This window comes from Brevibacillus sp. HB1.4B (genome assembly GCF_013284285.1).
Lineage (GTDB): Bacteria > Bacillota > Bacilli > Brevibacillales > Brevibacillaceae > Brevibacillus > Brevibacillus porteri.
In genome coordinates this window covers 219,127-242,926 of the sequence record NZ_JABSUT010000006.1, presented here as the reverse complement: position 1 = coordinate 242,926, position 23,800 = coordinate 219,127, and the positions used below count along the sequence as shown (strand labels likewise).

The 23,800-nt window shown below is 47.1% G+C and carries 25 protein-coding genes; 15 read left to right on the top strand and 10 right to left on the bottom strand.

What is annotated here, in order from left to right; genetic code table 11:
• Positions 1–16 precede the first annotated feature (16 nt).
• Positions 17–535, bottom strand: a complete 519-nt coding sequence (locus tag HP398_RS16865) for a DUF3231 family protein (protein ID WP_017247424.1) — start codon at positions 533–535, stop codon at positions 17–19.
• Between the two features lie 122 nt (positions 536–657).
• Positions 658–1,014, bottom strand: a complete 357-nt coding sequence (locus tag HP398_RS16860) for a DUF2512 family protein (protein ID WP_173623187.1) — start codon at positions 1,012–1,014, stop codon at positions 658–660.
• A 285-nt stretch (positions 1,015–1,299) separates the two neighbouring features.
• On the opposite strand from HP398_RS16860, the gene HP398_RS16855 reads away from it, so the two are divergent.
• Complete coding sequence (locus HP398_RS16855) at positions 1,300–1,818, top strand: DUF2179 domain-containing protein (protein WP_017247422.1); 519 nt, start codon at positions 1,300–1,302, stop codon at positions 1,816–1,818.
• A gap of 78 nt (positions 1,819–1,896) precedes the next feature.
• Here HP398_RS16855 and HP398_RS16850 read toward each other — a convergent pair whose 3' ends face one another.
• Together HP398_RS16850 and HP398_RS16845 are read right to left on the bottom strand one after the other, a co-directional pair.
• Positions 1,897–2,883, bottom strand: coding sequence for a hypothetical protein (locus tag HP398_RS16850; protein ID WP_173623186.1), 987 nt, complete (start codon positions 2,881–2,883; stop codon positions 1,897–1,899).
• On the bottom strand, positions 2,873–3,451 hold the full coding sequence (locus HP398_RS16845) for a sigma-70 family RNA polymerase sigma factor (protein WP_173623185.1): 579 nt from the start codon (positions 3,449–3,451) through the stop codon (positions 2,873–2,875). The genes HP398_RS16850 and HP398_RS16845 overlap by 11 nt, the downstream gene beginning before the upstream one ends.
• A gap of 188 nt (positions 3,452–3,639) precedes the next feature.
• Between HP398_RS16845 and HP398_RS16840 the strand changes: the two genes are divergently transcribed.
• From HP398_RS16840 to HP398_RS16815, 6 genes are all read left to right on the top strand, one after another.
• Positions 3,640–4,368 carry an amino acid ABC transporter ATP-binding protein gene (locus HP398_RS16840; protein ID WP_017247419.1) on the top strand — a complete coding sequence of 243 codons (729 nt, stop codon included), beginning with the start codon at positions 3,640–3,642 and terminating at the stop codon, positions 4,366–4,368.
• A gap of 33 nt (positions 4,369–4,401) precedes the next feature.
• The gene (locus tag HP398_RS16835; RefSeq protein ID WP_017247418.1) at positions 4,402–5,253 is read left to right on the top strand and encodes a transporter substrate-binding domain-containing protein; all 852 of its coding nucleotides are present in this window, start codon (positions 4,402–4,404) and stop codon (positions 5,251–5,253) included.
• 96 nt (positions 5,254–5,349) lie between these two features.
• The gene (locus HP398_RS16830; protein ID WP_017247417.1) at positions 5,350–6,003 is read left to right on the top strand and encodes an amino acid ABC transporter permease; all 654 of its coding nucleotides are present in this window, start codon (positions 5,350–5,352) and stop codon (positions 6,001–6,003) included.
• A gap of 15 nt (positions 6,004–6,018) precedes the next feature.
• Positions 6,019–6,669, top strand: coding sequence for an amino acid ABC transporter permease (locus HP398_RS16825; protein ID WP_017247416.1), 651 nt, complete (start codon positions 6,019–6,021; stop codon positions 6,667–6,669).
• 76 nt (positions 6,670–6,745) lie between these two features.
• Entirely contained in the window at positions 6,746–8,014 is a 1,269-nt protein-coding gene (locus tag HP398_RS16820) for a sensor histidine kinase (protein WP_017247415.1), read from the top strand.
• A 3-nt stretch (positions 8,015–8,017) separates the two neighbouring features.
• Complete coding sequence (locus tag HP398_RS16815; protein ID WP_173623184.1) at positions 8,018–8,935, top strand: response regulator; 918 nt, start codon at positions 8,018–8,020, stop codon at positions 8,933–8,935.
• A 52-nt stretch (positions 8,936–8,987) separates the two neighbouring features.
• Here the strand turns inward: HP398_RS16815 and HP398_RS16810 are convergent, their stop codons facing one another.
• From HP398_RS16810 to HP398_RS16795, 4 genes are read right to left on the bottom strand one after another with little or no spacing between them, the layout of a single operon-like run.
• Positions 8,988–9,713: an ABC transporter ATP-binding protein gene (locus HP398_RS16810; RefSeq protein ID WP_017247413.1), complete on the bottom strand. Its 726-nt coding sequence runs from the start codon at positions 9,711–9,713 to the stop codon at positions 8,988–8,990.
• Positions 9,714–9,717: 4 nt separating this feature from the next.
• Positions 9,718–10,524: an ABC transporter permease gene (locus HP398_RS16805; protein ID WP_017247412.1), complete on the bottom strand. Its 807-nt coding sequence runs from the start codon at positions 10,522–10,524 to the stop codon at positions 9,718–9,720.
• Positions 10,525–10,541: 17 nt separating this feature from the next.
• Positions 10,542–11,123: a nitrous oxide reductase accessory protein NosL gene (locus HP398_RS16800; protein WP_017247411.1), complete on the bottom strand. Its 582-nt coding sequence runs from the start codon at positions 11,121–11,123 to the stop codon at positions 10,542–10,544.
• On the bottom strand, positions 11,120–12,412 hold the full coding sequence (locus HP398_RS16795; protein WP_173623253.1) for a right-handed parallel beta-helix repeat-containing protein: 1,293 nt from the start codon (positions 12,410–12,412) through the stop codon (positions 11,120–11,122). Before HP398_RS16795 ends, HP398_RS16800 begins: the two co-directional genes overlap by 4 nt.
• A 370-nt stretch (positions 12,413–12,782) precedes the next feature.
• Between HP398_RS16795 and HP398_RS16790 the strand changes: the two genes are divergently transcribed.
• Positions 12,783–13,094: a hypothetical protein gene (locus tag HP398_RS16790; RefSeq protein WP_017247409.1), complete on the top strand. Its 312-nt coding sequence runs from the start codon at positions 12,783–12,785 to the stop codon at positions 13,092–13,094.
• A 73-nt stretch (positions 13,095–13,167) separates the two neighbouring features.
• Positions 13,168–14,742, top strand: a complete 1,575-nt coding sequence (locus tag HP398_RS16785) for an FMN-binding glutamate synthase family protein (protein WP_017247408.1) — start codon at positions 13,168–13,170, stop codon at positions 14,740–14,742.
• A 180-nt stretch (positions 14,743–14,922) separates the two neighbouring features.
• Here HP398_RS16785 and HP398_RS16780 read toward each other — a convergent pair whose 3' ends face one another.
• Positions 14,923–15,453, bottom strand: a complete 531-nt coding sequence (locus tag HP398_RS16780; RefSeq protein ID WP_017247407.1) for a peroxiredoxin — start codon at positions 15,451–15,453, stop codon at positions 14,923–14,925.
• Positions 15,454–15,528: 75 nt separating this feature from the next.
• Positions 15,529–16,413, bottom strand: a complete 885-nt coding sequence (locus HP398_RS16775) for a hypothetical protein (RefSeq protein WP_173623183.1) — start codon at positions 16,411–16,413, stop codon at positions 15,529–15,531.
• Between the two features lie 280 nt (positions 16,414–16,693).
• Between HP398_RS16775 and HP398_RS16770 the strand changes: the two genes are divergently transcribed.
• The 6 genes from HP398_RS16770 (at position 16,694) to HP398_RS16745 (ending at position 23,767) form a co-directional block, all read left to right on the top strand.
• Positions 16,694–18,784 (top strand): TerD family protein, encoded by a 2,091-nt coding sequence (locus HP398_RS16770; RefSeq protein ID WP_173623182.1) that lies wholly within the window; start codon positions 16,694–16,696, stop codon positions 18,782–18,784.
• A gap of 213 nt (positions 18,785–18,997) precedes the next feature.
• The gene (locus tag HP398_RS16765) at positions 18,998–19,846 is read left to right on the top strand and encodes a HesA/MoeB/ThiF family protein (RefSeq protein ID WP_069846325.1); all 849 of its coding nucleotides are present in this window, start codon (positions 18,998–19,000) and stop codon (positions 19,844–19,846) included.
• 30 nt (positions 19,847–19,876) lie between these two features.
• Complete coding sequence (locus tag HP398_RS16760; RefSeq protein WP_173623181.1) at positions 19,877–20,737, top strand: HesA/MoeB/ThiF family protein; 861 nt, start codon at positions 19,877–19,879, stop codon at positions 20,735–20,737.
• An 8-nt stretch (positions 20,738–20,745) separates the two neighbouring features.
• The gene (locus HP398_RS16755; RefSeq protein ID WP_017247402.1) at positions 20,746–21,195 is read left to right on the top strand and encodes a DUF441 domain-containing protein; all 450 of its coding nucleotides are present in this window, start codon (positions 20,746–20,748) and stop codon (positions 21,193–21,195) included.
• 36 nt (positions 21,196–21,231) lie between these two features.
• Complete coding sequence (locus tag HP398_RS16750; protein WP_173623180.1) at positions 21,232–22,335, top strand: alpha/beta hydrolase; 1,104 nt, start codon at positions 21,232–21,234, stop codon at positions 22,333–22,335.
• 13 nt (positions 22,336–22,348) lie between these two features.
• Complete coding sequence (locus HP398_RS16745; RefSeq protein WP_173623179.1) at positions 22,349–23,767, top strand: LeuA family protein; 1,419 nt, start codon at positions 22,349–22,351, stop codon at positions 23,765–23,767.
• The last annotated feature ends 33 nt before the right edge of the window (positions 23,768–23,800 follow it).

Below are 23,800 nucleotides of genomic sequence, written 5' to 3'. Positions count from 1 at the left end.
GTGCTTATCCTCAAGTTTAGGCATGGACAAGTTCTGGCGCTTGCATATGAAGTGGAGGCGGAACCAACCAGCCTTTTTCTTTTAAAATCCGTAGCAATCTGAGACCAAATTGAGCTTTTGCAACATGGTACTGACCAAAGAGCATTCCGATATCTTCTCGAATGGATTGAGCCATTATTTGACTGCAAGTAAGCATGCCGGCTGCAATATCTCTTGAAACACCGGTAGCGATCTCAGGGTCATTAAGACGGGCACCGGCCGGAATGCTTTCCAGATTCGCTACCGGGCGATCGGGTGGTGTAGGAGGCAGTCCAATCCCATTTACTTTGAGCAATTCCTCCAGTTGTTCCACCTCTTGTTTCATGCCTCGCGTAATGTCTTCGAGGAAGCTTTTCAGATCATGATCACCAGTTTGGTTGAGTGCTGTTTGATAAGCAGCAATCAATCCCTTTGTTGTTGCAAGATACATCCATACTCCAAAAACCTCGCCATAATGCATAGGTTCATTTTGCGGATTGCCTGATAAAATCCCCATTAACGTCCTCCCAGTACTCAGTAGAGTTTTGATATCCATTCGGGTTCTCCTAACTTTGTGATGTAACCCAAAGATAAGATTTACAAGGGGGACAGGATATATTCCCAAAGGGAAGAGGAGAATTATTTTCCGGGTTCTTTCTTGATACGATTATGATCGTATATCCCCAGAAAGCGATGGTACACAAGTTCTGCTACACCTAAAAGGGTTACCGTAATGATTAACTCGCCAAAACTGAGTGGCCAATCCAGCCATCTGGCAACTGCCCATAAGTAAATAGCAGCGATCACTGCATCTGCAATCGTAGCCGTAACATTATTGGTAGCTCGTAATATCAATTGATCGCCAATCAGATATGCTATGACGGTCAAACCGAGTGCCGTTAAAATAGCGGATGTCCAGGATGCATTTGCAAACCACCATAAACAAGCGACAACAATAATGCCGTTAACAGCAGTCTTGATTAAAAATCGATTCATTTTTTTACTCTCCTCTACTACAGTCGGAAACAAAGTGATTTTCAGCCAGCTTTCCTATAGGAAAATAAGTGTTCTCCATGCTTACTGTTTTACAAAACAACAAGGTTTATGCGGATGCTGTTTGGCCTAATCAAACACCCTTATCATAGAAAGGATGTTTGAATTTATAGGAAAAAATTCTTTGATAGCCGAATTTTACCGCTGTTATAAAAATACCTTCAATTATATGATTATCACGATTACAAAATCATCATAATACCCGGTCTGGGTGGGGGTAGGAGAGCAATGGGCTTGGCGTTTGTTTTGATCATCATCGGGATCAACATTTTGTACGTTTCGTTTTTTACGCTGCGACTACTGATGGTGATCAAGGGCTATCGGGTGTTGGCATCCCTATTAGCGATGGTGGAAGTATTCGTGTATTTGAAAGGGTTGGAGATTGTTCTGGACAACCTGGACAATCCGATCAATCTCGCAGCCTACTGTATCGGTTGGGGAATGGGTGTATTCATCGGCAGCAAGATCGAGGAGTATCTGGCCTTGGGCTATGTCACGCTGCAAGTCGTTGTGGATTCCGTTGACTTGGAGGTTCCTGTGAAGCTGCGTGAACACGGCTTTGGCGTTACTTCCTGGATAGCAGAGGGACGCGACGGACATCGTCTCATGATGCAAGTGTTGACGAAGCGCAGCAACGAGAAAAAACTGTGGAATCTCATTCATGAGATTGCGCCAAAAGCATTCGTGATCTCTTTTGAGCCGAAACATTTGAAGGGCGGCTTCTGGGTGAACCGCCTACGGGGATAATCCCTTGTGACGAAAACAAAAAATCAGCCAGCCCTCTTTTGCAGATACAAAGCAAGAGAGGGCTGGCTTTTCGTATGGTTACTGCTGGCTTGCTTTAGCAGCCTGGAGCAGCATTTCTTTGGAAACTGTTGGCGAATCGGTAGCTACACGATACATAATCGGTTGCTCTCCATCTTGATCCAACCAAGACAGCTCTTGATACTGACCGGATTCACTAAACAAGAACTGATCGTTTTTTGTGTAATGCGCTTTTTTTCCGCTAACAGTTACTGCGTCGTATTTCGTTGTTTCTGGCGTGCTCAATTGTACATCTAGCTGTTCCTTCGGGAATTTCTCAACCGTGACAAAGATGCGTTCTTTTTGCTTGTTCTCATACAGGCTCGTATACGCTTCGATAGGTGAAGTCGCTTGTGGAACGACTTTCCATACGACACTTTTACCTGTTTCCTTGCTTTCTTCTTGAAGTTCATGCAGCCACTGCTGTCCTTCTTGACCCATCATGACACCGTAGGGGGTGCCTTGTTTGCCCTCAAGGAATGAAAAGCTGTCAGGAAGCTGGTGTGGCAAGGCATGTGAGAGAGAAGCTTCTTCACTGAGGACGGCAGTCCATGCTTTCCAATCTTTCACGATATCCGGCTTTTCTATGCCGATCGTGGGGTTTTGTTGAAAGAGAGGGTGCTTCTCTTTTTCCAGCGCTGCGAAATAGACGAGGGCTGTTTCGCCTGTTGCCAGTTTGTTCTCTACGTTTGCCAATCCCAGCCGTATTTCTTCAGGGGTTATTTGCGTCAATGTAAAATCCTTGTGAGCTTGAACTTCCATACGGACAGAGCCTTCATCAACTTTGTACAACAAGCTGTGTGTCGCATAACCAAAACCAGTGAGCAGGGCGAACGCTGCTGCAACATGTACCAGCTTTGGACGAAAGCGCATCCCTTTGTGCAAACGCCACTTGCCAGCCAACTCCATTTTGGCTACTCGTTCGATTTTGCTGTCCAATGCAGGATCAATGTGTAGCTTCCCTGCAGCGTATTCATACTCATTTCTCACCTTTTTTTCAATGAACATGAAAAGATGCCTCCTCACGATTGATTCGATGCTCAAAATGCTCTCTCAATTTTTTCATCGCCAAGTGGTGTCTCGATTTTACCGTTCCGAGCGGGATTTGTAGAATCGCTGCAATTTCCTCCAAGGAACAGTTTTGATAGTAACGCAGTACGACGATTTCCTTGAGCTTGAAGGATAATTTCTCTACGGCGGGAATGACCTCCAGCTCATCACTGATTGCCCCCAGCTTATCCTCCATACCCGCGACAGGTGCTTCGTAGCCTTTTTCCTTAACCCGCTCCAACAGACGGAATCTTCGCCAAATGCTTCGATTCCAGTTGCGAACCTGCCGCACAATCAATCCGTTGAACCATGGGATAAAGGGTTGCTCCACATCGTACCTGTCGATGCTTCGAATCAACTCTACGTACACTTCACTCATCATGTCGTCTACATCTTGTTTGTGCGGCGCCAGAAAATAGATCAGGTTGTAGGCGTACGTGCGAGTTGCTCGATAGACTTCTTGAAAAGCTTCTTCCTCTCCTCGGCGCATCCGGATGAGCCAAGGCTTTACGTTTTCCTCTTTCATAGGCCGGCCTCCATTCAGGTGTTACATGATATATTGGCTCCCATTCAACTGGTAGGTTCACTTTATTTTTTTATTGCTCGTTATTAGAAAATTATAAACAGAAAAACTTTTCTTTGTCTTTTTCAGTAGTTTTGGGTAGTTCGACATTAGTATACAAAATAAGACATAGAGCAAGGGGGGATTTAAGGTTGATCAGTTTTCATCAAGTAAATAAACACTACGGAAGTTTTCATGTCCTCAAAAACATCAACCTGCATATCAACCAGGGAGAAGTCGTCGTGGTCATTGGCCCGTCAGGATCGGGTAAAAGCACGATGGTTCGTTGCATCAACAGATTGGAAACGGTTACAAGCGGAGAACTGGTGGTAGACGGGGTAAAAGTGAACGATAAAAACACCGATATCAACAAGCTGCGTCGGGACATCGGTATGGTGTTCCAGCACTTCAATCTATACCCGCACAAGACCGTACTGCAAAACATTACGCTGGCACCAACCAAGGTTCTGGGCGTATCGCAGAAAGAAGCCGAAGAAACGGCTCTCTACTATTTGGAAAAGGTAGGGATTCCGGAAAAGGCGGAAATGTTCCCAACGCAACTATCTGGCGGTCAACAGCAACGCGTGGCGATTGCACGCGGACTGGCTTTGCGACCAAAAATCATGTTGTTTGACGAACCGACCTCTGCGCTTGATCCCGAGACGATCGGCGAAGTGCTCGACGTCATGAAGAAGCTGGCAAAGGAAGGCATGACGATGGTGGTCGTGACGCATGAAATGGGCTTTGCCCGCGAGGTGGCAGATCGCATCGTGTTTATGGATCAGGGCACGATTCTCGAAGATTCTACACCAGAAGAGTTTTTCGCAAGTCCGCGTGAAGAGCGTGCGCGTTTGTTCTTGAGTCGGATTTTGAATCACTAAATATATAAAACGATAGAGAAAAGGGGTATTCAGATGAAAGCAAACAAGCTGTGGAAAAAAGTAGCAGGTATGGGTCTCGTTCTGATGTTGAGCGCAACTGCGTTGGCAGGCTGTGGTGGAGGTAGTAAAACAGAAGGCGGCGCACAAGGCACACCAGCCGCAGCAGGTGCGGGAACATTGGCAAAAATCAAAGAAAGAGACAAATTAGTAGTCGGAGTTAAGTACGACCTGAACCTGTTTGGGTTGAAAGACCCGGCAACTGGAAATGTAGAAGGCTTCGATATCGATATTGCAAAAGCAATTGCGAAGAAAGTACTCGGGGACGAAAACAAAATCGAGTTGAAGGAAGTAACCTCCAAAACGCGTATCCCGATGCTGAAAAACGGAGAAATTGACGCGATTATCGCAACGATGACCATTACAGAAGACCGTAAAAAAGAAGTAGACTTCTCTGACGTGTACTTCCTGGCAGGTCAATCCTTCTTGGTGAAAAAGGACAGCTCCATCAACGGTCTGAAAGACATGCAAAAAGGCATGAAAATCGTGACCGCGAAAGGCTCTACTTCTGCGAAAAACATCAGAGCGAGTGCTCCTGATGTAGAAGTACTTGAATTTGAAAACTACGCGGAAGCCTTCACAGCACTCAAAGCTGGTCAAGGTGACGCGCTGACAACTGATAACGCTCTCCTGTACGGCATGGCGAAGCAAGATCCGAACTACCGTGTAACAGAAGAGACCTTCACGGAAGAGCCATACGGTATTGCAATCAGCAAAGGTGACGCTGAATTCGTGAAAACCGTGAACGATTTGCTAAAAGAAATGAAAGAAAACGGCGAATACGACAAGATTTATGAAAAATGGATCGGAACAAAACCTAAAAAATAATGCGGTTCGACTCCATAAAGAATGAGCGGTTTACTCTGCCGCTCATTCCCTTATATTCCTAACAGAATTTTGCACACAAGGGGGATCGCATAAGAGATGATCGATTTTTCTATCTTGTTTGATCACATGGATATGTATCTCGAAGGCTTTTGGAACACCTTGCAGGCGAGCCTGCTTGCTCTCGTCGGGAGCTTTGCACTGGGGACGCTCTTTGCGATCTTTCGGATTTCTCCGATTCGACCACTCAAGTGGATCGCTACGGTTTACGTCGAGTTTGTACGTAATATCCCGCTGATTCTCGTCGTTTTCCTCTTTTTTGTGGGCTTGCCGGCAATTGGTATCGTACTGGAGCCCTTTATTGCAGGTACGCTTGGCTTGACCGTGTATACGGCAGCATTTATCGCGGAGACGATCCGCGCAGGCATTTTGGCGATTCCAAAAGGACAGACAGAAGCCGCTCGCTCCTCGGGATTGACGTACGGACAAACGATGCGCTATATCATTTTGCCGCAAGCGATCAAGGTCGTGATCCCGCCGATGGGCAACCAGTTTATCAATCTCGTTAAAAACTCCTCGGTATTAGGTGTGATTGCAGGTCTTGACCTGATGTATTTTGGAGATCTGATCGCGGCTGATACGTTTGTTACCTTTGATGTGTACATTTTTGTAGCTGTTTTCTATTTGATTCTGACCCTTCCGTTGAGCGCGTTCGTCAGTTATTTGGAGCGACGCTTGGCTGGAAGCCGCTAAGAAGGAGGGGACATCATGGACTTTATCGGAGCCTATACGCCCAGTCATTTGACCTTCCTGCTCGAAGGCTTTTGGGTCACCTTGCAGGTCGCTTTCTTGTCTATTGTCTTCAGCTTTTCCATTGCGATTGTCGTAGGGGTTTTGCGTTACGCAAAAATTCCTGGAGTTTCACAAGTTCTCGGGACAATCGTAGAGCTGATTCGCAATTTACCGCTCTTGTTGATTATTTTCTTTACGTATTTTGCTCTCCCGGAAGTGGGAATCAAGATGGACAAGTTTTGGGCCGCTGTTCTGGCGTTGGTTATTTTCGAAGCAGCAATGCTATCGGAAATCGTGCGAAGCGGTTTAAATTCGGTCGAAAAAGGACAAATTGAAGCTGCACGTTCTTCTGGTCTGAATTATGTCCAGACACTGTGGCATGTTGTTCTGCCACAGGCTCTCAGAAGAATGGTCCCTCCGATTGTGAGCCAATTTATTTCGCTCTTGAAGGATACGTCGCTGGCAGTCGTAATCGCTTTGCCAGAGCTGATGAACCATGCGCAAATCATCAACGGACGCAATGTCAATTACGTCATCCCGACCTTCCTGATGGTGGCAGTGATGTACTTTGTCGTCAACTACGCGTTGTCAGTCGTCTCCAAGCGACTGGAAAACAAGCACGCTTAATCGTTCTATCTTTGCAGATCTCCGATTCTTAGTAAAATAAGAATAGGAGATCTTTTTCCGTAGGAAAGGAGCAGCTATGCGAGAACGCCTTTTGATCCTGTTTATTATCATGCTGGCAACTGCTTTTTTTGGAGAGATGAAGGTAAACCCCGTAGGCGGGTCATTTCGTTTTTCCTTGGGCATCGCTGCTTTCTTTTTCGGGTTGCTGTGGTTTTCGTCTGTACCTGTATTGTTGACGGGATTTTTTACAGGGACGTTTATCTTCGGATTTCGCGTCGGAATGGATGTCTTTTTTACATACCGTCCGTACATGGAGAGTGTGGCTGCCCATCTTCCCTCAGCCTTTTACTATTTCACTTTTACCGTCCTGTTTTATTTGCTCCGAGCACGTAGCTATCGTGAGTTCCCCCTGTGGCTGGGGTTGATAGGTGCATCTATTGATTTCGTCTCCAATGTGGTAGAGATCCAGGTACGACAGTATTTCACTGATTTTCCGCCGATCACTTGGCAGAGCTTTTTGATGCTTCTCTTCTTTGGAGTCTTGCGCAGCTTTTTTGCTGTCGGCTTGTACAACAGCTTTTCGATCAGGCAGTTGCGGGCAGTGGGAGAGGTGCGTCAGCAGGAGCTGGAGCGTCTGCGGATGATTAATACGGAGCTGTATGAAGAAGCCTTTTACTTACGCAAATCGATGACGCATTTGGAAGAAATCACGCGCGAGAGCTACCAGCTCTACAGGCGTCTGCTCACCTCGGATCATGCGGAATCCCCGACGGCCTTGGCGATTGCCGAGAATGTGCATGAGGTGAAAAAAGATTCGCAGCGGATGCTGGCGGGCATTTCCAAGCTGATTAATCAGGAGGGGCTAGCACCACAGCTGCCGATCAAAGAGCTGTGTGAGTTGGTTGCCCGCGCGAATCAGAAATACGCAGAGATGTTGGGAAAAGATATACGAATTGAGTGGAGCTGTAACATTAACCTGTCGACCAGCCAAATCTATGCACTGCTCTCCGTGCTAAACAACCTGGTAGCCAATGCGGTAGAAGCGATTCCCACGTCGGGACGGATTGAGCTGAATGCGAAGCTGATTCATCGTCATCTGGTGTTAAGTGTACTTGACAGCGGTCCGGGAATTCCGCTAGAAGAGCAGGAATGGGTGTTTCAGCCCGGGTATACGACCAAATACGATGAACAGGGAAATGCATCTACCGGAATTGGTCTGACGCATGCCCGTGGAATTGTCCAAAGCCTACATGGAAGCTTGCGTATTTTACCGGATCAGAAGCAAATGACGCACTTAGAAGTACAAATTCCGACCGACCAATTACTCGGAAAGGAGGGAGTGTAAGCCATGATACGTTTCTTTTTAATTGAAGATGATGCTGTAGTGCGCCGCATGCTCGAACGGATTATTCAAGACAGCGGGTTGGGCGAAATTGTAGGGCAAGCCAGCGATGGTAGTCACGTATCGATTGATCAACTGTATGGGGTCGATGTCATTTTGATCGACTTGCTAATGCCGGGGCTCGATGGCATCCAAACGATAAAAAAGTTGCAGGCAGATGGCTTCGCGGGCCGCTTCATCATGGTGTCACAGGTGGAAAACAAAGAAATGATCGGGGAGGCTTATTTGCAGGGGATTGATACCTTTATTCAAAAACCGATCAACCGCTTGGAAGTCATGGCAGTGCTGAAGCGGGTATCGGATTACTTGTCGCTGGAAGCATCTCTGCAAACCATCCGCAAATCATTGCAAATCCTGGATGTCAAAGCAAAAGACCCGCATACCAGCGGCTTGAAAGGTCAGTCTTCCGATCAGGACAACCTGGCACAAAAAGCGAGAAAACTGCTGTTGCAGCTAGGGATCGCGAGTGAAGCCGGGGCTCCCGATCTACTATTGATCATGGAATGGCTCGTACAGGATGAGCGACAGGGAGACAAGCTGCACGAATTGCAGCTCAAGGAACTGTATACACAAATTCTGCTGAAGGTGCATGCCAGTCTGGATGAGCATGGGATTACTAAAGAGGTGCGTGCCATGGAGCAACGGATTCGCCGGATGGTCCTGCAAGCCTTTACGCATCTTTCCTCATTAGGGTTGACCGACTATGCCAACCCGACCTTTGAACACTTTGCACCACGACTGTTTGACTTTCAAGAAATTCGCCAGCGGATGCAAGAGCTGGAGGCGGGCGAAAAAACAACGAAGTGCCGGATTAGCGTGAAAAAGTTTTTATCTGTTTTTTATATGGAAGCAAAGACGCTATAAATAAAAAACGCGGGAGCCGATCATAAGGATCAAATCTCTCGCGTTTTTTTATTTATGCCTTGGCCTGATGAACAAGCTCGGAAAAGGCACCATACAAACCAATTGCTCCATACTGCTGTTGGTACTCCTCTATCGACCCATCACGCACGATTTTTCCGTTCATCAGAAAAATCGCCCGATCGGCTACTGCATCTGCCACCTGCAACTGGTGAGTCGTAAAGAGAACGGATTGACCCGCGAGCTTTACTTCCCGCACGAGATCGACGAAGGCATCCATCCAATACGGATCGAGTCCATTGGTCGGTTCATCGAGGACGACGAGTGCAGGCTTTGCCAATATCGCTTGGGCAAACAAGAGGCGCTGCTGCATACCTTTGGAGAACTGAGACACCCGTTTGTTTCTCACATCATGCAGTCCCACCATTTTCAGCAGTCGATCCGCTTCTTCTGGGGTGCGATTGCGCAGGGAAGCGTAAAATTCGAGCGTTTCTTTCGCGGAAAGTCCGGCAGAAAACGTAAAGTGATCCGGCATATAACCGATTTCTTGAAGATACTCCACACGATTATCGTTCCAGTTCAACCCGTTTAGCTGAATGGTTCCCGAAGAAGGTGGGAGAATACCGACCAGCATCCGCAGGATCGTACTTTTCCCTGCACCGTTACCGCCGCATAAGGCGACGACCTGACCGGGTGCAATGTTCATACTGAATGGGTGAACGATTGTTTTCCCATTGATTTCCTTGGTAACCTGGTCGATGGTAAGTCCTGACATATTCATCTTATTACCTTCTTTCCCATACCCGGATGGCTATGAACAAGGTCGCACTGATCCAGAGTAGACTGAGTGCGACAAAGATGAGATCACCAAGCGGAGAATCAGCCCAGTACACCCATTTGTAGTATTCAGGTCCAAAGATCGAGCCACCGCCTAATCTGGCAACGGAAAAGATTCGTACAAACTCCGCTGGGTTGAGAAATGTTGCGAGCTGAAGCAGAGGCTTGATCCATGTATAAGGGACGAAGCTGAGCACAGAGATGAGTAGAGTAGGCCATGCCAGAATATAGAAGAACCAGATGCTGACCCCCATTGTCAAAGCCTGCCAACGGTTTTTACTGATGGCGCCAATCAGCATGGCAATTCCCAAAAATAACAGAATGAGACAGATGGAAAAGGCAAGCAAAAACAAGAGAGTCGAAAATGCAAAGCTTTTTCCTAACAGCATGCCAGCTACACCAGACAACCCATACCCGAAGCTGACGATCGCGACTAATACGAGTGCTTGTCCCAAGTATTTCCCCACCAAGAAGGAGAAGGTTGTCATAGCGTAGGTAGAGAGGAGCTGCCAGCTACCCTCTTCTTTTTCCGCCGTCAAAGAAAAAGAAGAGAGAAGCATCGTCATTAGTGGCAGCAAATACAAAATCAGATTCAGCATGGTACCTGTCGTATACGTATAACCCTTCATGTAGGACTGCGATTGGATGATCAAGAGTCCCAAACTAAACAGGGAGAACAGAGCCATAAACGAGTAGGACCATGGATTGCGAAAGCCTACCTTCACTTCTCGTTTGGCAATCAGATTGATGTGCAAAGACTCCACTCCCTCTGTTAGTTGTGTGTGGTTGGGGTAGTACTGTTGCTTCCGTGATCAGCTGGTTTGCTTTCGTGACCGCCATTGTGTTGACCTTCGGAAGACTGACCGTCTTTGTTCATGTGCTTGCTCATGCCGTTTTCCCAGCTATGATTTTTCAATTCCGCTGCACTCATGACAATGCCTTTCTTTTGCTCTTGAACAAAGCTGTCTGCAGCAGACTTCTCTTTGAAGGAATAGATGCCATACGTCATTGGCGTTTTGAAGTCTTTGTCGTAAGCGTAGGTAGCTTGCTCTGCTTTTGTCCATTCTGCTGTGTAGTAATCGCGGACAAATTGTACAGCCACGTTATCGGTTCCATTTTCTTTCGTCCAGTTGTGCAGGCAGCCGAGATCATCGAACTTCAGGGCTTTTCCATCTTTTAAGACGATTTCAGTAGCATTGTGATCGTTAGGGACATGCATTTTGCAAAGGTCGCATTTGTCTACGCCTTCCGCGATATCTACTGGTTTCGGCTCTTCGCTTCCGCAGCCGACCATTAGCAGGCTGATACCGATAATTGCTCCGACTGTTGTGCACCATTTTTTCATTTTGTTCATGATTTTTTCACTCCTATATAAATGATAGAACAGCTTCCTATTAACAAGATAAGTCCAAGAATGCCAGCACCCCAACCGCTCGTTTCCCCGGATTCAATGAGCATGGTGTCCGAGGGTTGCATTAAAGGAGATGCGTCCTTGATTGCTGAGCCGGCTCCACTTGTAAACAAGCCTTCCAGAAACACGAATCCCGGGGCTTGGAAAAACAGCTGATAGGCAGGAACCGCATCGGTCAAACCCAGATAAAAAGGATTCATCTCGTACGGCAAATCACTGCGGGAATCTCCGTTCACATCAAGTCCTTGCAAATTGTCCCAGTAGTTTTTATTTAAGTTGTTGTTCTGACTATCCTGAGCTTGTGCTTGGATGACGTTGGAGACAAATTGGTTATCGGTTAATACGTTGTCAGAAGAGGACAAAAACTGCATGCCGATAAAGTTGAGACTGAGTAAATTGTTTTTAACCGTAATTCCGGATGATTGCTCTAAATACAGTCCAACGCGGTTCCCCTCAATCGTGTTGTTTGCAACCAGCGTATCCTGTACGGTAATGAGAAGAATTCCTTGCGAACCGGGATTTTTTTGCTGCTTCAAAAATTGATTCCCAGTAACCGTCAATTTGCGCGACTCCATAAGCTGGGAGCCCGTCACATTTTCCATTCCAATGTTGTTGATGACCGTCGTATCAGAGGTGCCCATGAAGTGATAGCCGTACCGCGAATTCGTCACCAGATTTTGTTCCAGATGGTTTCGATCGCTATTTTCGACGTAAAAGCCATCCTCGACATTCGTTACCTGATTTTTAATGAAACGGTTATGATGCGATTCACGCACGTCAATTCCGTTTCCTCGTTTCGCTTTTTCCGTTTGCTTTGGCTTTACTTCAGGCTGTGCTCCGTGATTATGTCCAGTACTGGTCGTTGGACTGCCATCGCCTTTGATTTTTCCGATGACTTGAACGTTGTGCAGCGTGTTGTAGTCTGCTTGCCGTAATTGAATACCGATCCCTTTCGTTTCAACGATGACATTCTCGAGAAAGTTTTGATCACCACGGATGACAAGAGCGGCTACGTCACTGTTGATTCGCTTGTCCACGATATGGATTCCTTGTAAGCTCACATTGTCGCTTTCAATCGTGAGCGTTGCCTCCTCCTCGGTCGGATTGATGATCTTCACTGGATCATTGGCCACCAATTGAATCGGCTTGGTAATGCGGATAGGACCTTTGTACAATCCATACGGGATGGTAACAGTATCGTTAGGGCGTGCTTGATCAATCATCGCCTGCAAGGAGTCAGAATCTGCAGGCGTCGCCTTGGCTGTGATAGGCAGCTGTAGGGCAACGATACAAATGACGGAGACGAAAAGTAGCGGGAGAGATAATTTTCGATTGTTCCATCGCAATGACAGGGTGCATCCTCCCCTATTCCACTAGAGAGCTCTCTCGTTTATTGCCGGATAGTCGGCTGCTAGCTACATTTAGGATAACAGCCTCTTTTCATTTTCGTATGACTCAACCGGGCTATAAAACGTGTCAAAAAACGCAACGATTTTTAAAAAATAGAAGGTTGCGAGCGGCTTGCACCTGAGGTGGCATTGTGAAATCAAAGCGGTCATACTAAAGGGAAGAGAAGGAAGAGGCGAAAAGGAGAGACGATAAATGGATACAAACATAGAGAAAGCACTGCGCACGACACTGGAATATTGGGATCGGATGAAAAAGAGCCACGAGGACGACGCGGAGGATGATGCGAATCAGTTTGAGGCTTCGTTTTACCGCATGATGGAGCAAATCCGCGAGTGGTACGATCAACTGGAGACGAAGCCTGATACGATAGAGGATGCACTGCTTCTGCCGGACATGGCAGAGGTTGCGGAGCAGTTACCTGTAGAGATCATGCTGAATTTTGAAACGGAGCTGGAATTAATCGTAGATGGGCAAATACGGGAGGATGATGAGAAATACGATTAAAAACAGAGAACTTGTTGCATCCTATCCTTGACATGATTTACTAGAATATGGTGTTTGGGGAGGGTAAGCACAAGTGGTACCTACTCTGTTGTGCGTCATTATCTTCATCATTCTTTTACCACCCATTGTATTTTTCGGTTACATGTATGCCTTGTCTAAACAGCCAAAGCACTCCATTATTCGGTCCCATCCATTTTTGGGGTGGATGCGTTATTTGCTGGAAAAGCTCGGGCCAGAGCTTCGCCAGTATTGGTTTGACGATGATACAGACGGTAGACCGTTTTCCAGAGCAGACTTCGTGGGCCTCATGTATGCGTCAAAATACCGGACGGACCTGATCTCGTTCGGAAGTAAACGTGATTATGAGAAGCCCGGCTTCTATTTGTCCAATGCGATGTTCCCGAAGCTGACGAGTGAACTGCGTATGGATAATGAAAAAGTCGTCCCCGGCAGAAAATACGAGATTACCCACGAAGGGCTGTTCACGAGAAGGGAAAAATTTATCGAGGAACAAGAGGTAAAGCCGTGGTTGCTACATGATGAGGACGTCATTGTCGTGGGAGAAAACAGAAGGCAGCCTTGGCGGCTGAAAGGGATGTTTGGTGCTTCGGCTACCTCCTTTGGAGCAGTGGGAGAGAACTATATCATGTCCACAGGGTATGGGGCACGTATGGCAGGCGGCTCTTGGATCAATACAGGAGAGGGTGGCGTCGCAGAAGTTCACCTCTCGACAGGCGCGGATATCATTTCGCAAATCGGGCCGGGGATGTTCGGCTTCCGTGATGACAAGGGCAAGTTTTCGATCGAAGAATTCAAGAACAAGGCTAACATTTCTAACATCAAGGCGTTTGAGCTGAAGTTCCATCAAGGGGCCAAAATACGCGGAGGTCACCTCGAGGGCTCCAAGGTCACGGAAAAAGTCGCGGCAGCAAGGCTGGTACCAGTGGGACAAACGGTCAATTCACCGAACCGCTTCGAGTTTCTCACCAATCCTGAGGAAGCCTTGCGATTCATCGGCAGTTTGCAGGAGGCGGGGGGTAAGCCTGTCGGTGTGAAAATCGTCGTCGGCGATCCGAAGCGATTGGAGCCGTTTTTTGAGAAGATGGTGGAGCTGTCGATTTATCCGGATTTCATCACGGTAGATGGCTCTGAGGGCGGGTCGGGTGCGATGTATAAGGCAATGGCAGATGGCATGGGCTTGCCGCTTTTCGCCGCGCTTATCATTCTCGATGATACGATGAGGAAGTTCGGCGTACGGGACCGCATCAGAATTTTTGCTTCCGGCAAGCTCGTTACTCCTGACAAAGTAGCGATCGCCATGGCATTGGGAGCGGATTGCGTCAACTCCGCGCGCGGCTTCATGATTGCAACTGGCTGCATCATGGCGATGCAATGTCATACGGGTAAATGTCCCACAGGGGTCACTACGACGGATTCCAAGTACCAGGAGGCGTTGGTTCCGGCAGAAAAGCAGTGGCGTGTCATGAACTATATTTTGCAGTTGAGGGAAGGCTTGTTCTCCCTGGCGGCAGCATGTGGCTTGGAGAGTCCGACTGAGCTGAGAAGAGAGCATGTCGTGTTTACCAATGAAAGCGGGGAGACCATGCGTGTCGTTGACTTGTTTCCGTACCCGGTCGTGTCCAGATAAGTATTTACAAAGAAGATAAATAATGGTATGGTGAATCAATCAGGCTATAGTACACCTTCCTTCTAACCCAATCCGATATTAGGGGTACTGCTTTCCTGATTTTTTTATGCCTATTATTAAAATGAAAAGGCCGTATGATCCTGTGTAAGCGATCATGCGGCCTTTATTTATGTCTATCGATTAGGATATCGTGTTTTGCCCAGGCTTCCAGTCCATTGGGCACAATCCGCCTGATTGCAGAGCTTCGATCACACGGAGCGTCTCATCTACGCTTCTGCCAACCTTGGAGTTGGAGATGACTGCGTATTGCAGGATACCTTCTGGATCGATGATGAAACTGCCGCGCAGCGGAGCTTTGGTTGCTTCGTCCAGCACACCGTATGCAATGGTCGCTTCTTTGCTGTAATCAGAAGCGAGCGGGAAGGAGAGCGGCCCGATGCCTTCACTCGATCTCATCCATGCTTTGTGTGTATGTATGCTGTCGCCGCTAATGCCAAGCACCTCGACATTTAAATCCGCGAACTCCTTGATCCGGCGGTTGAGGCTGAGGATTTCCGTCGGGCATACTTTCGAAAAGTCAAAAGGGTAAAAGAACAAAAGAAGCCATTTTCCACGATAATCTACCAAGCTCTTTGGCAGGGGAAATCCGTTGTCAAACGTTACGGTGTCCATCGTAAAATCAGGTGCAGGAAGTCCAATACGCGCTGTCATAGATCGATCTCCTCGTTTCTGATACCGTATGTCAGGTACTGGTATCAAAGTATCACGAAAGATCGAGACAATCAATTAGTTCTGAATATCAGAAGTATGGTGGAGGTTTTTTGCATTGTTCTTTTGTTGAAGGAAGAAAACGATTGGAAAGAAGGCAACCAAGAAACAACAGGCGGCGAGAATCGGAAATACGGATATTTCCAAAACAGCACGACCGAGATAGGTTTGCCAGCCGATTGCACCTAAACCGAGCAAGTAGGCGATACCTGCGAGATGGATGAAGCCAGTACGAGCAGTGGACACATGCTTTTTACGTTCAGCTAACCAAGCGACAAAAGGTACTGCTTGCAGAGCATGAAAGCCAATACCATGGAGCCAAATGATATTCCCTTGTTGCCCGACCACTCGACCATCATTGAATGAAATCCAGAGACCTGCCGCAAACGATAGCATAACCGCAATCATTGCATAGCGGATGCCAACTGCCAGCTCTGGGTGTAGGAAATAAGCTTTTCTGCGGAAAAACTGAATGGCAATGAATACATAAAAGAGGACCAAGAGAAGAGCCACAAAAGTAAAAATGGAACCGACAGTGACGTCAAAGGATGTGCCATTTTTGACGAACCTCGGGTCTACGCCGCGGAAGTTTTGTACGGTTTCCGCTCCGTACGAATAGAAAGCAAGCAGGATATAAGACCAGCGAAAGAAAGCTCTACTACGCGTGCCCAGGGCAGATAACGGAATGATGGCAGCTGTCGACAATAAAAATATTCCGAGTGCCGCATTAAAGGAAAACGCTTTCGAGACATCGCCATTAGGAGCGACGGGTCCTCCGTAAAGCATGACCCAGAGTGCGCATATGGCAGCTAGTAAGAAGCCAAGCAAGCCGGTATACACTAACCATTTCTCTCCTTGAAAGAACGGGGGGGCTGTATGATTTTTCATAACAGATTGATTCATGAATCGAGTTCTCCCTCCTGTAAAGTTTTGGTACTCTGGTATTCACTTTACAGGGATGAAGAATAGGGAATAACGGGCAGCGGATTGAAATCGAATTAGGTCCGGGGACGGATTTATTTCTCGTTCCTCCCGGAAAGCTTTACCATCTGGCAAAATTGAAGTAAGATGGTGAAAAATTACAAAAAGGAATAAAAAATCAGGCTATTGTACACCTTCCTTCTGAGCTAAAGGTTTGGTTCACCATTAGGGGTACTACTTTCCTGATTTTTTCGTGATGCCAATGAAAAATCAAATCTACCTTCGCCGGAAAAATAAAATCATCGTACATCAGGGGCAGCAACATGAACTGCCTACCTCTTATTTAGCTGCGGCTTTACGTAATATTGAGAGCTTGGGCTATACCTTTTCACTGGAATTGCTAGAAAGAATCCGGACGCTGTCGGAAGGAGAGTTTTTTGCGCTCTATTCGGACGTGGTAGCTGTGCTCAAGGTAAAGATCGGGGCATCCCGACAGTACAAGCCAATGTATCCGAATTTTCCTAAGCAAGTCATGGAGGCCAGCGAGGGTGAGCTGTTTGTAAATGCGATCATTCACTATTTGACGTTGGACCTTCCTGTGCACGAAGTGAAAAAACGTTTGCCTTTGCTGCGAGAATCTCGCCTGAAGTTGATACATCTGGGCACAGACGAAGAGCTGCTACAGATAGGAATGAACTTGCTCCGCTCCAATAGCTCGCTCTCTGCTACTGACAGGGAAGACTTGGAGGGCTTGATTCAGGCCTATGAAGGAATCGCAGAAGCTCTCCCAGCCGAGATTCCCCAAAAGGAAAACGTGGCGATTGCTGCTAGCCTGTTGCTCAAATATGACAAGCTTCCTGCTACTTTTTTTGCCCACTATTGCAAGACAGCGACAGATGTACTACGTCTGGCAGTGGCGCTGTCTGACGGGGATGTGAGCTTGGCGGAGCCTGCGAAGTTTCGCAAGTTTAAGCGCGGCGAAAGAAGACTGCTCCTCGGCCTGCTGGAAGCCATCTCGAATATCGTAGAAGACATGAATCGATACAAAAACAGATGGATTCGTCTCGGGGAAATCTTGCATCCGTTTGAATATAAGGATCACTATCCAAAAGCGGCAGAAGCATTCGATATTTTGCGCAACAATCACAAGGTCGAGACGTTCAATAGCCAAGTAGAGCAGGCGTTGGTACGTGCGGATGTGAATATGGCGATAAAGCTGCTCGAACAGCGTCCAGGGGAATTTGCCCGTCGTCTGGATCATTTGTTGCGTTTGACGGAGCAGGGGAGTTCAGTCCTTTCTGCCTTCGAGAAAATTGCGCACGGTGTATCGACTCCAGTTCTTTTGCAAGTCATGAATCACTTCGACAAACGGGATAGTTACGGGGAATGGCGGACCTTTTTTCCGAAAGGGCAAGTGGCGAAAGTACAGGCAATTGAAAACCGAGTGCCAGGGCTGCAAGAGGACATTAGACAGAAGGCAGCGGATATTTGCCGGACATCGTTGTTGAACCGTTTTGCCCAATTGCCGTCGCTGGGTAACATCTATATCGACCCGCGGCTACAGGAGCATCTCGTTCCGTTTTCGATGCGATCCGCCAGCAAAGCACTACGCACGATTGCACGCGGCTCCCGGTTATCGATCCCGGATGGAGGGACCATTCGCTTTTTCCTGTGGTGGAGGGAAGGGATCGTCAACGATGTCCCTACAGGCAGAGTCGATATCGATTTGTCTGCCGTGCTCTATAACGAGGATTGGAAGTACATGGAGCATATTTCCTATACCAATCTGCGTTCCGACAAGTATCAAGCGTGCCATAGCGGGGATATTGTGGAGGCTCCCAATGGCGCGTGCGAATTCATCGACATCGACATTGATTCTGTCATCCGCTATGGCGGTCGATATGTCGTCATGAACCTGTATTCGTTTACGAGTCAGCCTTATTGCGATTTGCCCGAATGCTTCGCAGGCTGGATGATTCGTTCGGCGCCACAGACAGGGGAGATTTTCGAGCCGCAGACGGTACAGGACAAGGTTGATCTCGCCGCAAACACGCGGATTTGTATCCCGGTTATTCTGGATCTCGTGGAGAGAAAAGTGATTTGGACGGATATCGCCCTGAATTCCGATCCACGGTTTGCCAACAATGTGGAGTCCAATGCGGGAGGGGTGGAGCTGATGGGAAGAGCGCTCACCTCGTTGGTGAAGCCTACCCTGCATGAGTTGTTCATGCTTCATGCGCAGGCGAGGGGGAAGCTGACTGATCAAGCGGAAGAGGCAGATACAGTATTTTCCTTGGAGGAGGGAATTACGCCCTTTGATACGGAGATCATTATGGCGGATTTCTTACAGTAAGATTAGGGGAGTGTAAGGCTTGGGTTCGGTATTGTACCGGACTCAAGCCTTTTCATTTTGTCTATTCTAGCTAAAAATATTTCTCTTTTGTTCATGAAAATTTCAAATAAAACCCAATTAATAGTCAGAACGAGCTATTTTTTGCTAGTAACTGGAACTCTATAATGGCAAATGTAATTGGTCAATTGAAATTGGAAAGAGGAGGAAGAAGAATTGGAAATGGATTCGTTTTATTGGGAAATGGTCAAGAAAAATATTGGCGTGTATACCACTGAGGAACAAAACCGCTTAAAGGAAGGAAGGGTCATCATATTTGGACTCGGCGGGGTTGGGGGGATGGAAGCGATTCTTTGCGCCCGCATGGGGATCGGGCAGGTCACCGGAGTAGATCCTGATGAATTCGAAGTTTCTAACATTAATCGTCAAATGCTGGCAACGGTACATTCATTGGGTAAATCAAAAGCAGCGACGGCTGAAGAAGTTCTTCAGTCCATCAACCCATACATATCTGTTCGATGCGTCCAAGCAAATGTTGATGAAGACAATGTGCTTGAACTGATGAAAGGGCATGATCTGGTGATTGAAGCAGTGGACGATATACCCTCCCGCGTCATCATCCACCGGACCGCGCGTGAGTTGGGCATACCAAGCGTGGGCATGTCAGGGAGCCCCCCAACCCGCGGGTTTGTCTCTTCCTTTTTTCCAGACGGCATCTCGTACGAAACAGCATTGAACATTCCAGGAGCAGGGGAAAAGTTGACCAATGAAGCGTTACGCCAAGAGATTGCTGACATAAAAAAAGCCAGGGCCTGGCACTCTGTCAAAGAAGGAGCTCCAAAGGAATGGGCAGAGGATTTTTGTGAGGGAAAGGCTGGCTGGATTATTACACCAGTTCGTGCCCATCTCATAGCGCTTTTCAGCTTTCATGAAGCTGTGCAAATCTTGACGGGCAGAGAACCGTTGGCACGTGCACCCAAAGGAGTTCTCATTAATCTAGATACGGACACACCGGTAAAAGTGACAACTCCCCCTGATGGAACGTGGAACTATGCAACACTATAACGATTTTGAAAGAACGAAGGAGATGATTGTATGTCATTGATAGAAAATAACGAATTATATAACAACAGTTTTACCCGCAATTTCGGAATCATTACGAGTGAGGAGCAAGCCAAACTGCGAAATGCTAGAGTAACGGTGGTAGGTGCAGGCGGCGTGGGAGGAATCACATTGATTCAACTCGCCCGGATGGGTGTAGGGAAGCTACATGTCATCGATCAAGACTCGTTTGAGGAAAGTAATCTCAACCGCCAAATGCTCAGCTTTGTCAGCAAAATCAACTCTCCCAAGGCGGAAGTAGCGAAGGAAATACTTCACGATATCAATCCAGAGCTGGAAGTAAAGGTAACAAGGGAGTTTGTTACCGAAGAAAATGCACATGATCTGCTGGGTGATACAGATGTGATTGTAGATGCTACGGATAATCTGGTTGCACGGGTAATCATCCATAGAACAGCAGCCGATATGGGTATTCCCTCCATCTGGATTGCGGTAACACCACCTTTCCGCGGAGGAGTCATGTGCATGACACCCGACTCCTTGCCCTATGAGGTCGCCATGAGACACCCTTCCTATCAACAGCCTCTCACGCCAGAGATGCGTGAAAAAATTAATCAGATCAAAGACGAGCGTGCAAAGTATTCCGTATCGCAAGGCGCTTTGCCTGAATGGGCAGATGCCTATGTAAAGAGAGAGGCTCCATGGGCAGTGCTTGCTCCGGTAGCGAATATCGTCGGCGTATTGGCTAGCTTTGAGGCATTCAAACTAATCATTCAGAGACCAGACCTATTGCCAGCCGTTGCTCCCAATTTAGTCAAAGTCAATTTAGCTTCCGTCCAAATGGTACAGGTGGAAGCCCCGGCAGAGGGAAGCTGGGATAACACGCTACTATAAGGACTCCTATGTTGCATACCACCATTATCTTACTGGTAATCGCCCTCTTGTCATTAGTGGCAAAGGATCTGGTTCTCGTCTACGCTTCCCTCTTGCTGCTCGGATTATCTTTGCTAAAAGCAGTGCCTGTCATGGATGCAATCCAAAAACCAATTTTCCATGTGGGTCTGTTTTGTCTAATGGTATTCTTGTTGATTCCGATTGCCAAAGGAAAATATGATTTCATCTCCCTTGGCAAGGAAATGGTCAGTTGGAAAGCAACGATAGCCATTTTAGCAGGTTTTATCATCTCTTATGTCGGGGGAAAAGGCTTAAGTATTTTGCCAGATCAACCGGTTGTTTTCATAGGCGTAACACTTGGAACACTTTTGGCAGTGCTACTGACAAATGGGTTGCCTGCAGGCTTAATCATTGCAGCAGGATGCATTGCGTTGCTGTCAAGAATCTTCAATTTCTAGCACCCTCTAAATCTACTTTGAAAGAAGTGCCAAACTATGAATCTCAATCATCAAATGAAAAATCATTTTCTTATGCTAGTCATATCTTTAGGGCTGCTTGTTCAAGGGTGTTCAACTCCTGATTCCCCCAATCAAAATAGTACAACACAAGCTCAATCCGTAGTGGAATCAACCAGTGAGATCGTAACGGAAGAGCTGAAAGTGCCAAGTATCGATCAGGACGTCTCCTTATATGTGAGGCATATGAGTACCAAAAACAAGGAAAAGTTCACCAATAATGAGGTTGTATTGTTTCTTGAACCGTTTAGCGTACCTACCGCCCAAGCATTTGATGTTCCGGGATACTCCTGGATGGAGGAATACGCAAAGCAAGGTTACGACACATGGGCGATGGACTTCCGAGGGTTTGGGCATTCTACCCGACCAGTTGAGATGGATCAACCACCTGTAAAGAATGCTCCTGTCGTCCGTGCCACTGAGGCGGTAAAAGATCTGGAGGCTGTCGTCCAGCACATAAAGAAAACGCGACAAGTAGATAAAATCAGTATCGTAGGATGGTCTTGGGGTGGAGTTGTTGCGGGGATGTACGCGACTGAACATTCCGATGATATTGAAAAACTCGTGCTTTATGGTGTTATGCATGGTTTTTCTTTGCCTTTGATGGCAACTCCATTTGAAGCAAAAGGGAAGGCAGGTGAAATCAATCCCCAATTACCAGCGTACCAGGTTGTCCAGTTTGACAAGGCCATGCACCATTGGCACATGATGCTAGATAAACGTGATCTGGTTTCCGGTGAGGCAATGAATGCTGTATCCAAGGTCTTCGTAAACTCTGATCCTAACAGGAGCAAGCAACCTGAACAATCCATCCGCCGTCCAATGGGACCTTTGGTAGATCTGTATTACATCTGGACGGACAGACCCATTTTTGATGCAACGAAAATTTCGACGCCAGTGTTGATCATTCGAGGAGATCTGGACTTTTTTGCCGATAAGTCCCTCTTCCATAAGCTGACCCATGCATCTGCAAAACAAGAAGTGGTTATCAAAGATGCAACACATTGGGTGTTGTATGAAAAAAATCGTGATCAACTCTTGCGTGAAACAGACGAATTCCTGAAAAAGGAAGTAAACCCGTAAGGATGTGCTGGAAATGAAGCCGTTTCAAATTTTGGATGCAACACTGCGAGAAGGAGAGCAGCAATCAGGCGTGCGCTTCACATGCGAAGACAAGATTCGCATCCTGCATCTCTTGGAAAGCTATCAGATAGACCTCATAGAAGTGGGCCATCCTGGAATTTCTGCCGTGGATGAAGAAATCTGCCGAAAAGTGGCTCAATCGGCAAGACGAGCACAAATATTAATGCATGCGAGAGCTACTGTTGAAGAAGTACATGCAGTAAAGCGCGCCAAAGCAGACTGGGTGGGGATTTGGGCTTCCATTAATGATGTGTCTATCCAAACCAAATTCAGTCATCACCAGGAAAGCTATATACAAGAGAAAGTCCAACAAGCTGTTATCGAAGCAAAAAAGCTTGGCTTACAGGTTAGATTCACGATTGAAGACGCTTCACGGACAGAGTGGGAAAAGATATCCAGCTTAGGTCATGTTGCTTTGCAGGCAGGCGCAGATCGCATTAGTTTGGCAGATACTGTCGGGATATGGGAGCCTGATACATGCAAAAAAATTGTAACTCGTGCCATTGAGGAATTTGGATGCGAAATTGAAGTTCATCTGCATAATGATCTTGGTCTTGCTCAAGCGAATGCGCTGGCGGCTATTGATGCAGGCGCTTCTGTCATTGATGCGACAATTTTAGGAATCGGCGAAAGAGCTGGTATTACTGACTTGATCCAGCTTACTGTTGCGTTGCAAAAGCTTCGAAATGATCATCGTTATTCTTTGGATAGAATTCCCGAGCTTGTACAAGCGATACGTCTGACGACAGGGTATAGACCGGACGGACTGCGCCCTATCGCTGGGCAAAATGCTTTTACGCATACATCGGCTTACCATGTCCAAGCCGTAAAGAGGAATTCCAAAGCGTATGAGCCATTTCCTCCCGAAACAATTGGAAGAACACGGCTTCTCGAAGAAAAGCGTCCTCCATTAGGAAGCCCAAAGCTGCCTGTTTCCTTACAGGTAGGAAAGCCGTTTCCAAAAGGTGCTTCAGAGCTACAGTATCATCGTGACGGTCCAGGGATACGCTGGGTTATGATGGATTCGCGTGTTGATGAGCGAGCCTCATTCTATGTGATCCAAAGGATATTTGGATTATGCGATTTGTCCGGTATTCCTGAAAAACATGTAGACAGACATGCGCATCATTGTGACAGTGCCTTCCTCTTTTGGGGAGATGCACCTGATGGCACTGGTCTGGTGTGTCATGTTCAACTTGGTGAAGAAGAGAAGACTGTTGAGAGTCCAGCAGCTATTTTTATCCCAGCAGGCGTCGAGCATTCCTATCACTATGTGTCAGGGCACGGAACTTATACAAATATTGTATTGTCACCTGAATACAACAAAAGCCTTTTGGTTTCAGCAGCATCTTCTGAAATACCAGTGACCTAAGAGGTACAGGAATTTGTTGAGTTTGAAGAGTGG